Here is a 13902-nt window from a genome sequence, read left to right on the forward strand (position 1 = left end):
AAACATAGTTGCACTTAGGTTGCCGCAACGCTCAGCTTAATTCGAAAATGCGTGCGGCAATCCACGCGGAATGGCACTCAGCAGGGAACGGGTGTAAGCATTGGTCGGATTGCGATACAACTCGTCTGAGTTTGCCAGCTCCACCACCACGCCCTGATGCATCACCATGACCTGATCGGCGATGTATTTTACGACCGCCAGATCATGGGAAATGAAGATGTAGCTCATGCCGAACTCTTCCTGCAAATCTTGTAACAAATTCAGCACTTGTGCTTGCACAGAGACATCGAGCGCCGAGACCGATTCGTCACAGACCAATACTTCAGGTCTGAGCGTCAGGCAGCGGGCAATTGCAATCCGTTGGCGCTGACCGCCGGAGAATTCATGCGGATAGCGGTGAAAAGCGGCTGCAGGCATACCCACTTTTTTGAGGAGTTGCAGCGCCATATCAACCCGTTCTGTGTCGTCGCGTCCGATCTGATGAATCCGCATCGGTTCCAGTAATATCTGGCCGACGGTAAAGCGGGGATTGAGAGAGGCATAGGGGTTTTGAAAAATAATCTGAATCCGTCGCTTATAGGACATGAATTCTTTGTTGGACATCGCCAATATGTCCTTGCCCTGGAACAGCGCCTGTCCGCTGGTGGCCTGATGCAAGCGCAACAATGTCAGGCCGACGGTGGTTTTTCCGGATCCCGATTCACCCACCACGCCCAATGTTTTTCCGCGGGCGAGCGTGAAGGAAACATTTTGGACGGCTTTAAATTCCTTGCGGCCAAACAAACCTTGGCGAGAATAAAAACTTTTTCCCAGATTGCGCACGTCGAGCAGAATCTCTTCTTTGCCGGTCAGACCGCGACTGCGTTGTTTGGCGGTTAGCTCGGGATGATCGATTTCCGGATTGCCGTTCATGTAATCGCTAATCACCGGCAAACGCCACGGGCGGCTATCCAGCGACGGACGACAGAGCAACAGCGCCTTGGTGTAGGCATCTTGCGGGTTTTCAAAAATTTGGCGGGTAGTACCTTTTTCCCGTACTTCGCCATTGCGCATGACGATCACTTCGTCGGCAATCTCACCCACCAATGCCAGATCATGGGTGATGAACAGGACCGACATTTTGTGCCGTTTACGCAATGCTTCGATCAAATCGATAATCTGCTTTTGAATCGTGACGTCCAGCGCTGTGGTTGGCTCGTCGGCGATCAGTAACTTTGGTTCGCACGCGATGGCAATGGCGATCATGACGCGCTGTTGCTGGCCACCCGATAACTGATTGGGGAAAGCGTCTATCCGGGTTTCGGGTTCCGGGATGCCGACTTCTTTTAGCAAGGCGATAGCACGGGCACGGGCGGCTTTTGCATTCATGCCCATGTGTTGCTGCAGCACTTCACCGATTTGAAAGCCTACCGTGAAGACCGGATTGAGCGAGGTCATCGGCTCTTGAAAGATCATTGAGATATCTTTGCCACACAGTTGACGGCGTTCCGTCGGTGACAACGTTAGCAAGTCGCGGCCTTCAAACAAGACGCTGCTGGTGGCTGCAATGCTGGCGCTGTCCGACGATAATAATCCCATCACCGCCAGCGAACTGACCGACTTGCCGCTGCCGGATTCGCCGACCAGAGCAACGGTGGTATCACGCGCAATGTCGAAAGAGATTCCTTTGACTGCCTCGACGGTATTCTTTTTGTCGGTACGGAAGCTGACGCGCAGATCACGTATTTGTAATAGCGGAGTTTCCACCATGGGTGTTTTCAGTTCGGGTTCGTCGTTCAAACCGTTCGGATAAAGCATATTCATGGCGATTCCTATTTTAATTTCGGATCTAGTGCATCACGCAGTGCATCGGTGAACAGCGAAAATGCTGTGACCAGAATTGCCATGGCGATACTTGCGGCGGCGAGTTGCCACCACTTGCCAAGAATTAATTCGTTTTGTGCTTCGTTTAACATACTGCCCCACGAGACCACGCCGACCGGCACGCCAAAGCCAAGGAAGCTGAGAATAACTTCCGATTTGATAAAGCCGACCACCAGAATCGATAGCTGAACCAACGCCACGTGGCTGACGTTGGGAAATATATGGGAAAACATTTTTCGCCAGTGAGAAGCACCAATGGCGTCTGCCGCCATCACGTATTCACGCGTTTTATGCTTCATGTATTCAGCCCGAATCAAGCGGAAGGTGCCAGTCCAGCCGGTGAGTCCCAAAATCAGAACAATTGTTAGCACGCCTTTTTGTTGCAGCACTGCCGCCACCGCCAGAATCAGCAGCAGATACGGCACGGAGGTGAAGATGCTATAGAACCAGTTGAACACATCATCCACCCAACCGCCGAAATAACCGGCGATTGCGGCAAATACGGTGCCCAGCACAGTTGCCAATAATGCGGCGACCAGTCCGACCACGATGGAGGTTTCAGCGCCTTTAATCGTTTTCTTGATAATGTCACGGCCCCATTTGTCGGCACCGAACGGCAGTGTGGTTCTGCGGGCAACGGTCGCCTTGGTGCCGTCTTGTGCGAGCTTGGTGCGAATGGCGGTTAGTTCCGATTGCAGCGGATCGGCGATACCGTAATCGTTGGCGACGACGGGGGCGGTGGGCGCGAGGGTTTTGTTGGCGCGCAAAGTGCGAATCACATCAGCCAGCGGATCGAGCGGATTGTCGGGCGGAGGTTCTACGACAGCGCTGGCGTTGTTGGCGCTATCGTTTACGACGTCCGCACCCATAAACGAAGGCGGTGCATAATTGACCGCCACCTCATCGCCCCAGTCGCTGGCGATTAATCCGGTGCTCGAAAGGATGAGCACCAAAAAATATATGCCGACAACAGTCAGCGACACCATGGCGACCCAGTCAGCCCGCAGGCGACGCCAGGCCAGTGCCCACAAACCAGGGGAAGGCTCGGAGGTGAGCAGGATCGGCGCTGGCATAAGGTTGGGCGAAGCTGCAACCTCGGCAGCATCGGTGCTGGCAACGGCAGGCGCAACCACTGTTGCGGCCCTGACTGCTTCGCTTTTTCTCTTTTTGAAATCCACGATAATAGACATAGCGATAGGGCTTTCTTACTTCAGCTGAACGCGTGGATCAACCGCCTGATACATCAGATCGGTCAACAGATTGAACAGCATGGTGGCGGCCGCAACGTAGACCGTGATCGCCTTGATCACAGGGAAGTCGCTACGCTCGACCGCTAAAATAACCTCTCGCCCAATGCCCGGAATCGAGAAGAAACGCTCAATAAGGAACGCGCCGATCAATAACGCCGGTAAGTTCGACATCACATTGGTAATGATGGGGATCGCTGCGTTACGCAGAACGTGCACCCACATAATGCGTTTTTCGGTTAAGCCTTTCGCCCGGGCCGTGCGCACGTAATCCTGATTGATTTCATCGAGCACGAAGGTGCGATACAAGCGCAAGCTGGGGGCGATGCTGACCGCCAGCCCGATCAAAATCGGCAAAGCTGAATAGTGGAATAGATTTTCACCGAAGCTGCTACCCCATCCTTGTACTGGAAACATGCCAAGTTTGTAGGCAAACCAATACTGGAAAAGGATGATGTACACCAAAATGCTGATCGACATACCCACGGTGCAGGCAATCATCACCATGCGATCCGTGATCGAACCGCGTACGAATGCAATCGCCAGGGCCAATGCCACGGCGATAAAAGTTTCAAGAATGGTGAGGGGAACCAGCACCGTCAACGATGGCCCAAGCCGCGTCAGGATGACGTGCGAGACCGATTCGCCGGTACTCCAGCTTGCCCCAAAGTCAAAGGTGACAATCTGTTTAATGAAAATCCATAACTGGACGATGTAGGGCTGATCGATTCCGAGTTGGGCGCGGATATTAGCGATCTGGGCGGGATTGGACATCTTTCCCGCCAAAATGTAAGCCGGATCGCCACCAACCCAGTTGAACAGGAAAAATACCAGGACGATGACGCCTAGCATCGTTGGTATCATTTGCCATAAGCGGCGCAGAATATAAGCGGTCATTGGCGTCCTTATTGGAGGCGCTGGCCGGAGATTTCAGCAAAGAACGCCTTGCTGTTCGGTTCGCGGCCGAGGAAGGTGCGGACCATGCCGGCACCGGATTTTTCACTGCCGTGGGAAAGGATCGTGGCGCGATAGAATTGACCGACTTCCGGGTTCATGAGCTTGCCGTTATAGCGCGACAGCATATCCAATGCCAATACCTCGGACCACATATAACCGTAATAGCCGGCTGCGTAACCGCCCATCAAATGGCCAAACTGGCCGGGGAATTCGGTGCCGGTAACATAGCCGAGCGGCGTGGTACCTTCCATTTTTTGCCATATGGCTAACGGCTGTTCAGTGGCCGCCTGATCGTTGTGTATGCGCATGTCGTAACTAGCGTAAAGAAGTTGGCGGGCATAACGAATGCCGCGCCCATAATTATGAGCCGCAGTCATTTTCTGCACCAAGGCATCATCGACTGTCGGGCATGGGGTTTTGCAATAGCTTGACAATAATACCAAGGACTCCTTACGTCGTGCCCATTCTTCGTACATTTGTGACGGTGCTTCGACAAAATCCAGCTCGACGCTGGTGCCTGCCTGACTGACATAAGCCGTGTGAGAGAGCACGCCATGTAATACATGGCCAAATTCGTGGACCAACGTTTCCAGTTCGTCGCTATTGAGGCCGTGGCGGTCAAAATTGGTGACCAAAACTGAGATTGGCGTGCGATGGGCAAGCGTACTCACTCCACGAGTGCCCCATGCGGCTGCGTGGCCATATTTTCCGGGGCGTGGATACAAGTCCAGATAAATGCCCGCGATACGTGATTTTGTTTTGTTATCGATAACATCGTAGTATTGCACTTCCGGATCCCATACCGGCACTTCCATGCGTTTGAACGTGACCCCGTACAATGTGCTTGAGACACCCAGAATCCAGGGCACCGCAGCGTCGGTAGGGAAATAGTTGCGGAGCGCTTCCTGGTCGAGATCGTAACGAGCGTGTTTTAATTTTTGTTGCCAGTAGTCGAGATCCCACCGTTCAAGGGTGGTTTGTGCGAGTGGGGTGGTTAACGTTTCGGCCTTAAAGGCGCGCAATTCCGCAATTTCCTTGATTTCCAACTGGGTCACCGCGCCTTGGACTTCGCTCAGAAAGGAATACACGGCTTGTGGTGATTTTGCCATACGACGACGTAGTACCAGATCGGCGTAGCTGGGAAGAGCGAACAGACCGGCCATTTCATGGCGCAGATCCATGGCTTGCTTTAGTACATTCAGGTTCGCAGGCGTGCCATGATTTTCAAACGCCATCTGATAACGTCGGCGGGCTTCGCTGTTATCGGCCGACTCCATGAATGGTTTGTAATCAGGATAATCAAAGCCTAACTGATAGTTGCCTTGTTCATCTGGCCTGACGCGCGCCATATAAGCCGCTGGCAACCCTTGCATCTCGGCTGGCGTGAACGTGACCTTCTGCGTGTTGTCGCGAATATTCCGGGCAAATTCCTGACTCAGCGTTTCCAGCTTTTCAAGTATTTCCTTCAGGCGTGCGCGCTTGGCTGGCGGCAGCGAGACCCCGGCATCCTCAAAACTATACAAAATATCCTGCCGCAGTTTTTGTTCAATCGGCTCAACAGGTTGGATCGCTTTGAAGCGTGCGTATTGGTGTTCATTTTGCAGCAATTCGGTTGAGAACGTGTTCAGCGCGATCAGACAGGCTTCGGTAGCGCTGCGCACTTTGGCATCCGGCGAGACATTATTCAGAATATCAACCGGCCCCTGCAAATCTTCGATAGCGATTTGCAGCGCGTTCCATTTGGCGAGCACAGTTTTGGTGTCTTTGGCATGCGCCGCGGGTTCTTGATCGGTGGCAGATACTTGCTGTCGCAAGGCGGTTAAGGTACGGGTACATAAAGGCATGATGTCGTCGGCCTTCAACAACGGAATCAAAGGCCGCTGGGCGGCGGACTGGGGATTGTTTTGGGCTAGCGCCGGATTCAGCGCCAGCGCAAACAGGGCTGCCGAAACCGGCCAAAAACAGGAGGATGACTTATAGAATGATTTCATGCATTACTTTCCAGAGATTGGAGATTTACTGCAAAATGTCTGCGGAAATAGCGACAACGAGGGCACATTATTTGCGCTTTTCAATATCAAAATACATCCACTCAATCGGCAATATCGGATGCTTTTTAAAGCCGATGACGCGTGGTTGTGCCAGCATGTTCCGATAGCGGGCGTAGCCGGGGCGAATTGGCGCATAGACCTCTAAAATGCGCGCCATTTTGTGATACAGGACCTCGCGTTCAGGACCGGCAGGCATTCTTTGCGACTCGGCATACAATGTGTCGTATGCAGGAATTTTGGAGCAGCCGTTGTTGTTCTGGTAGATATTCGGACCATAAAACAATTGCATGAAATTGTCGCCGTCCGGATAGTCCGCGATCCACGGGGCGGTGCGGGTTTGCAGCTGACATTGTTTTTCGGCCTTCAAAATATCCGGAAACGGCTTTAGGTCGCCGAGCATGTGAATATGAATCAGATCGTAGGTCTTTTTCCACATCTCCGATTGCTGTTGTCCCAACGAGTCGGCGCGGGCGGTGTAGCGAATCTGTAATGGCTTGCCGTCGGGCAGCGTGCGCCAACCGTCTCTGCCTAACTTGTAGCCAAATTTATCGAGCAATGCATTCGCTGCTTCGGGTTCAAACTGGATACTGCTTTTGTAAGTGGGATCATAGCCGACGACCCCGGGCGGAATCGGATATTCAAGGGGAATTGCTTCGTCATTCCAGACGATCTTTATTTCTTCACGAACGTTATGCGCCATCGCTATTGCACGACGCAGGGCAATCTTGTCTTTGGTCATGCCACCCAGTACCGGATCGCGCATATTCCAGTAGGTATAGCTGATTTCAGGATCGACAATGCGTGATAGCTGGATACCTTTTTTTACCAGATCCGGTTTTAGTTTTCCGTTTAATAACGCTTGTGGCGCGAGCGGCCCTTCCAATTGGAAAAGATCAATTTCATCTTTCTGAAAGGCCAGCCAGCGCGATTGATCTTCCACCATCACGCTGATTTCGATCCGGCCGATCTGTGGCATATGCTTGCCTTGCATTTGCGCGACGATACGCTGATCATCAGGATCACTGCCCGGCTTAAAGTCCCAGACATAGCCGCGATAGTCAGGGTTTGCGGTAAGTACCATGCGTGAGCCTCGCGCCCATTGCGTCAACAGATAGGGGCCGGTTCCCACTGGATTCGCCATGACCTGACCTTGGGCATCACGATATTTCTCCACCACCTCGCGTGCCATCGCGCCAGTGGGCTGATGCGCCAGTATCATGCCGAGATTGAAATCAGGCTGTTTAAGATTGATGCGCAGGGTGTAGCGATCCAGCAGTTCAAGTCCGTGAATATTGGAATCATAATCAAACTGATTGGTCTTTCTGGCAGCGGCGGCCAATTCGTCCAGTCCGATAACCTTGCCTTCCAGTAGCCAGGCCTGCGGGGAGCTGAGTTGCGGATCGAGCAGGCGTTTGTAGGAATACACATAGTCAGCCATGGTCAATTCGCGCTTCTTGCCGTTAAACGCCGGATCGGCAGAAAAATAGATCCCTTTTTTCAAGCGGATGGTATAGGTTTTTCCGTCCGCCGACACCTCGGGCAACGCCTCCGCCGTCAATGGCACCAGTTTGGCGGGACGTGCCAGATAATCGTAAGTAAAGAGCGGTTCAAATACCGATTGATTCACCACCTGTGAATACAGGTCCCGTGTCATGGCCGGATCAAAGCCGGTTTCCGCTGCCGGAATCACATAGCGCAGGACTTTTTCCTGGTCCGCCGGAGAGGTTGGGGCTGCGCTGGCCGTGGCTATCGGCAGGGTACCCATGACGGCGATGCAAAGGGCCGCGATGGCCAACTTTCCGCTTAACGCGTATGAATGCATTATGTTGAGGTCTCCGTGTTGCATAGTTTTTTTGCCGCTTGATAAAGGATGATAGCTCGTTGGGTTAATGTTTTTCGACATCCAGATATTCCCAGTCGGCATGCAAAATAGGGTGCTTTTTAAAGCCCTTTACCCACGGACGGATGACCCAATTACGAAAGCGCGAGAGGTGTAAAACTTGTGCGGTATCGGCTTCGACCTGTCGCTCCATCAGGTTGTAAAATACCTGCCGTTGTGGACCGTCCGGCAACGCGCGCGCTTTGCGATAGGCATCGTCGAATGCGGCGGAGGCGTAGCAGCCGAGATTGCCTTGTCCAGCGTTCGGTCCGTAAAAGCTTTCGAGAAAGTCGGAGCCGTCGGGGATGCTGGCGGTGCCGCCAAGGCCCCACATCATTAACTTGCATTCGGATGCGGCTTTGAGATTGTCAGCGAAGTTGCTGACCGGGAAATCAGTGCGCAGTCCCACTTCATCCAGAGAGCGCTTCCAGATTTCCATCCGAGCCTGATCTGCGGATGATGCAGAAGAAAAAATCTTGATGGTCAACGGTTTGCCATCCGGCAAATTGCGATAGCCGTCCGGGCCTTTGTTGTATTTGAAGTAATCGAGTAATTTATTCGCCAGATTAGGATCGTACGTGATGCTGCTGCGATAGTTAGGATCGTAACCGGCAACCCCAGGCGGCACTGTCGATTGGGCTTTGGTAGCCTGACCGAAGCGGACCAGGGTGATTTCATCATCAAGGTTGTAGGCCATGGCAATCGCCCGGCGTAACGCAATTTTTTCGTTGCTGTAACCACCGACGATGGGGTCTTTGAAGTTGAAGATAGTATGCGTAATCTCGGCACCGACAAAGCGATACAGCGATACGCCTTGCGCCGTGTACTGCGGTTTAAGCACATCCTTATCTAACGCTTTTTGCACCGAACTTCCAGCCAGTTCGCCAATGTCGAGTTGACCGCTGTCGAACGCCAGCCAACGTGGTTGTTCTTCTTCGATGATGCTGATTTCAACCCGACCGACCTGCGGCATATGTTTGCCTTGCATGTCTTTGATCACCTGGGTATCCCATGCATCGCCGGAAGATTTAAAGTTCCAGGTGTAGCCGCGATAGTCGGGATTTGCCTCCAGCACAATTTTGCTGCGGGGGACATATTCTTTCAAAAAATAAGCACCGGTACCGACTGGATGCCGACCTGAATCTGCACCGTACTTTTCGATCACTTCTCGGGCTACCGCGCCAGTGGTCGAATGCGCCAGCAGATATAAGAAGGTCTGATCAAGAGCGTTTAATTGAATGCGTAACGTGTAGCGATCCGGGGTTTCCAGTCCAGGGACCGGGGCATCGTAGTTGAAATGGCCGGATTTTTTGGCTTGCTCGACCAGTGCGTCCAGGCCGACTATTTTTCCTTCGAACGAACTGGCTTGCGGTGAGCGATTTTTTGGGTCAAGGACGCGCTTGATGGAGTACGCATAATCCTGTGCCGTCAACTCGCGTCGGGCGCCGTTAAAGGCTGGGTCTGGTGTGAAAAAAATGCCCTTCTTCAGATGGAAGATGTAGGTTCGTCCATCGTTACTGACTTCTGGCATGGCCTCGACCGTCTTCGGCACCAGTTTGGCCGGACGCGCCAGGTAATCATAGGTTAACAGGCTCTCATAGATTGCTTCGCCCACCCAGGTTGAATAAAGACTGTTGTTGGTGCGGACCATATCGAAACCGTCGTCGGCTGCTTCAAATGCAACATGTACGACTTTAGACAGGTCTGCTGGATTTGATGCAGCAACTGCTGCATTTGCAACTATCAACATGCAAACAGGTGTAAGCAGTAACCGGGTGAGTCGTTTAGAAATCTGCATCTTTCTTTCCCTTTTTTTGGGCATTTTATGACTGCTGTCTGATCGTGTGGCGACGTTAAAAATACTATGTAAACAATATCTTAATCACTGTTTATGTGGTGCTTGAAAATGCACAAAAAACTACATTTGTATCGTTGCCATTATGAAAGCATACACCAGATTTTCCCAATATTTTTAGGTGGCATAAAATTTGCTTTAAGTTGCCTTGTGGAATGTTATCGGTCGTTAAAATGTATGCCAGATTCCAATAAATCGTCTTTCTTTTGTTTTGTGTATTTTTTTGTATTTTTTGTTAATTCTGGATATGGAAAAATTTTATTTTAATTTTTATTAATGAATAAGAATAATTTTCTTCCAATCGCTCAAAAAGCGATTAATAAATATTTCAAAATTTACAAAGATTTAATTTCAACTCTAACTATTATCCCCAGGGAGTTTGTTTATGATGACGGAAAAGGGTTTGTCGAGATCACTACGTAAGATCTTTTCGGGGGGCATGGCTGTCAGCTTCGGCTTGATGGCACATACTGCGTTTGCGCAGGAAGATCCTTCTGGTGAACCGCAATTGCAACGGGTTGAAATTACCGGCTCATCGATCAAGCGCGTTGCAGCGCAAGGGGCCTCGCCGATAACCATTATTAAGGCCGATGACTTTCAAAAAGTAGGAGCCACCACGGCTGCCGAAGTGCTGGCCAGCGTGTCCGGTAACCAAACGCAATTTAATGCATCGTCAAACGTTGGTACCAGTAAAACTGTTGGTGCGGCCGCCGACTTGCGCGGTCTTGGTTCCAACAAAACGCTGGTATTGCTGAACGGTCGCCGTCTGGCTAACAGTGCATTCGACGGCGCGGCGGTCGATTTGAATGTCATCCCGATTGCTGCGCTTGATCGGGTTGAAATTTTACGGGACGGCGCTTCGGCCATTTATGGTACCGATGCGATTGGTGGCGTGATCAACTTCATCACCAAGCGTTCTTATACCGGGGTTAACTTAAGCGTCGAAGGCATTGTGCCAGAGCAAGCAGGCGGTGCTGAGAAGCGCTTCAACTTGTCGGGCGGGATGGGCGATCTGGATAAGGATGGCTTCAACTTCTTCGGCGTGATTGACTATCACACCCAGAATGCGGTCCAGGCTAGCGACCGCAGCTTCTCCAGATTGGGTGGGCAGAATCCAGGTGTCGGACTTAACGCAAGTAGCGGTAATTCCAGCCCGGCCAACTTTTACGACGCGGGTGCCGGTGCGATTGATCCGACTACGGGCAAGCCGTCCGGGCTGAGCGGTAACCCGTATTACGGTGCAGGTTGTCGTCCGCCGTATGCCAATCCCGTTGCGGGCGGCACTTGTCGCTACAACAGTCAGGCGAACATTGGGATTATTCCGCAAACAGAAGAAGTCTCTTTCCTGGGTAAAGGCACCATCAAGCTGGACGCGGACAACACGGCGTCGATTGAATATCTGCATGCGGAAAGTACAGTGAAAACGCGGGTTGCCGGGGACGTCTTTGCCGGTGACGGCAGCGGTACCAGCAGTGACTACCTGGTTCCGAGCACCAGCCCTTACTATCCGGGGAATGGCGTGACCCCTGGGGTTGCAGGGTTAAGCGGCGGTCCATTATCGGTGGCATGGCGTTCTACCGATGCCGGACAGCGCGTCAATGATTCCGTCAACAGCACAGATCGTTTGTTGTTGAGCATGGAAGGCACCAAATTTGGATGGGATTACAAAACCGGCCTGGCTTATTCGATGAGTAAGGCACGCGACGAATTGAACGGCGGGTATCTCAATAATAATTTGATCAAATCCGGTCTGCTCAATGGCATCATCAATCCGTTCGGTCCACAAAGCGCCGCTGGAAATGCTTACCTGAACAATGCCGAGGTGCTGGGTTCTTACGAAAGCGCTAAAACGCAATCGGCTTCGGTCGATTTTACGGCTAGTCGCGAACTGTTTCAGCTTCCGGCAGGACCGTTAGGTTTTGCGATCGGCGGCGAGTTCCGGCATGAAAGCGCGCAGTTCAATGTCAATCACGCGCTTGCGGATTTGTCCGCTAGTACAGGTTCACAAGATGCCCAGTCTTCCTCTGGCAGTCGGAATGTCAGCGCCGTGTTTACAGAGTTCAATGTCCCTATCGTCAAGTCGCTGGAAGCGCAACTGGCATTGCGTTACGACAAATACAGCGACGTCGGCAATACGCTCAATCCAAAGGTGGCGCTACGCTGGCAACCTTCAAAGCAGTTGATGTTCCGTTCCTCGTATAGCACAGGTTTCCGCGCGCCGAGTCTGTATGAACTGAATGACCCAAACTCTAAAACGTATACCAGCAGCGTCTATAACGATCCGTCGTTATGCCCAGGCGGAACCACTGCGGCAGGTGGTATCAGTGCCCGGGATTGCGGTCAGCAGTTCTTCCGTCAGGGTGGTGGTAATCAACAACTGCAACCGGAAAAATCCAACTCGTTCACTTTGGGTACGGTGATGGAGCCAGTCAAGGATGTCACGGTATCGATTGATTATTGGAATATCAAAATCAAGAATCAGATATCGGTGGTTCCAGAGGGTGATATTTTTGGCGATCCGGTTAAGTATGCCGCGGACTTCGTGCGTAACGCCGATGGCTCACTCAACTACATCGTCGATACCAACGTCAATCTCGGAAACGTTAAAACGCAAGGTATTGATCTGGGTCTTTCATGGCGTCTGCCAAAGTCGGATTGGGGTAACTTTGGCGTGTCGTTAGACGGTACTTACGTCAACCAATACGACTATCAATCGGAAAAGGGCGGCGCATACAAAAGCAATCTGGGCGTCTACGGTGGTGGCGTTGGTACTGCCGGTGGCGTGATATTCCGCTGGCGCCATACCGCGACCGTTACCTGGAGCAAAGGTCCATGGGGTGCCGTGATACAGCAATCTTTCGCCACCGGCTATCAGGATCAAAATGGCAGCTCGGTAGTGGATGGCTTCAATCATCATGTTGGTTCTTACACCCGTTACAACCTTTCAGGAACCTATGCCGGATTCAGAAACCTGACATTGACGGCGGGAATCAAAAACCTGTTCAATACCGATCCACCTGCCAGTAACCAAACCGATAACTTCCAGTACGGTTATGACTCACGGTATGGCGATGCAATCGGCCGGGCTTTCTTTGTGCGGGCTAATTATGCTTTCAAGTAGGTGAGCCGATAGTAGGGGAGCTAATAGTTTGCGATATTGATCGAGCCTGTTCCGCAGCGCGTTGACCAGTTTTTTTAGCTGGTCTTCGCCTAGCGGAATACGCATTTGGTCAATGGATAGCCCGCCTGGTTGAAGAATTTTCTGGCAATTGAATAATGATGTATCGGAGGAAAATGGCATGGATTTCACGCAGGATGGAACAAAACCTTCCAAGAATTTAGTCGGCATCGGCGTGGTGGTTCTTTTGCATGTGGCCTTGGTGTATGCGCTTCTTACCGGACTTGCCCGCAAAGTTGTTGAAGTCATTCAGCAACCGGTCGAAACCAAAATCGTAGAAGAAATCAAGCCGCCACCGCCACCACCACCACCGGCTAAGCCGGTGCCTCCCCCACCAAAAACGGTCGCTCCACCGCCGCCGTTCGTACCGCCGCCGGAGGTGAAAGTGCAGCCGCCACCACAAGTTGACGTGATTGCAGCGGTCACCAATGTCAAACCGGCGACGGCCGACTTGCCAACGTCGACTGCGCAGCCATCGGCTGCAGCGGCAGGGCCGGCAACGCCGTCACATACCAGCGCAAAAGTGGCCGGTAACTGCGAGAAACCGGCATATCCAAGATCGTCGCTGCAAAACGAAGAAGAAGGCGTGGTTAACGTCAAGCTGTCTATTGGTGTTGATGGCAATGTACTAGATGCCGTGGTTGAAAAAAGTAGCGGCTTCAGAGATCTGGACAGGGCAACCATGAAAGCGTGGAGCCTTTGCCACTTTATCCCCGCGATGGCTGATGGTCAGGCGGTCGCGTCTACCACAAGGATGCAGTATGTCTGGAAGCTGGAGTAAATCGCTAAATTTGCAGCCGACTATGCACTTTGAAGCAGCACACCTTATTTTGTCTTTTCAGCATTCTAATGTAATTATTTTGGAGTAATCG

General features: G+C 52.0%; 8 protein-coding genes. 2 read left to right on the forward strand and 6 right to left on the reverse strand.

What is annotated here, in order from left to right:
• Nucleotides 1-36 precede the first annotated feature (36 nt).
• The 6 genes from JQN73_RS15670 to JQN73_RS15695 all read right to left on the reverse strand — a co-directional run bounded on the left by JQN73_RS15670 (nucleotide 37) and on the right by JQN73_RS15695 (nucleotide 9795).
• The gene (locus tag JQN73_RS15670) at nucleotides 37-1749 is read right to left on the reverse strand and encodes an ABC transporter ATP-binding protein (protein ID WP_205323402.1); all 1713 of its coding nucleotides are present in this window, start codon (nucleotides 1747-1749) and stop codon (nucleotides 37-39) included.
• 62 nt (nucleotides 1750-1811) lie between these two features.
• Nucleotides 1812-2936 carry an ABC transporter permease gene (locus tag JQN73_RS15675; RefSeq protein WP_205323403.1) on the reverse strand — a complete coding sequence of 375 codons (1125 nt, stop codon included), beginning with the start codon at nucleotides 2934-2936 and terminating at the stop codon, nucleotides 1812-1814.
• Between the two features lie 132 nt (nucleotides 2937-3068).
• Entirely contained in the window at nucleotides 3069-4007 is a 939-nt protein-coding gene (locus tag JQN73_RS15680) for an ABC transporter permease (protein ID WP_205319781.1), read from the reverse strand.
• Nucleotides 4008-4015: 8 nt separating this feature from the next.
• A complete protein-coding gene (locus JQN73_RS15685) occupies nucleotides 4016-6058 on the reverse strand; it encodes a M3 family metallopeptidase (RefSeq protein WP_205319782.1) in 2043 nt (680 codons plus the stop codon).
• Between the two features lie 67 nt (nucleotides 6059-6125).
• Nucleotides 6126-7940 carry an ABC transporter substrate-binding protein gene (locus JQN73_RS15690; RefSeq protein WP_370551247.1) on the reverse strand — a complete coding sequence of 605 codons (1815 nt, stop codon included), beginning with the start codon at nucleotides 7938-7940 and terminating at the stop codon, nucleotides 6126-6128.
• Nucleotides 7941-8004: 64 nt separating this feature from the next.
• Complete coding sequence (locus tag JQN73_RS15695) at nucleotides 8005-9795, reverse strand: ABC transporter substrate-binding protein (protein WP_205319783.1); 1791 nt, start codon at nucleotides 9793-9795, stop codon at nucleotides 8005-8007.
• Between the two features lie 442 nt (nucleotides 9796-10237).
• Here JQN73_RS15695 and JQN73_RS15700 point away from each other — a divergent pair, with 442 nt between their 5' ends.
• Both JQN73_RS15700 and JQN73_RS15705 read left to right on the forward strand, forming a co-directional pair.
• Nucleotides 10238-12973 (forward strand): TonB-dependent receptor, encoded by a 2736-nt coding sequence (locus JQN73_RS15700; RefSeq protein WP_205319784.1) that lies wholly within the window; start codon nucleotides 10238-10240, stop codon nucleotides 12971-12973.
• Between the two features lie 178 nt (nucleotides 12974-13151).
• Nucleotides 13152-13811 carry an energy transducer TonB gene (locus JQN73_RS15705; protein ID WP_205319785.1) on the forward strand — a complete coding sequence of 220 codons (660 nt, stop codon included), beginning with the start codon at nucleotides 13152-13154 and terminating at the stop codon, nucleotides 13809-13811.
• The last annotated feature ends 91 nt before the right edge of the window (nucleotides 13812-13902 follow it).

This window comes from Glaciimonas sp. PAMC28666, from assembly GCF_016917355.1.
In the GTDB taxonomy this organism is placed as follows: Bacteria; Pseudomonadota; Gammaproteobacteria; order Burkholderiales; family Burkholderiaceae_D; genus Glaciimonas.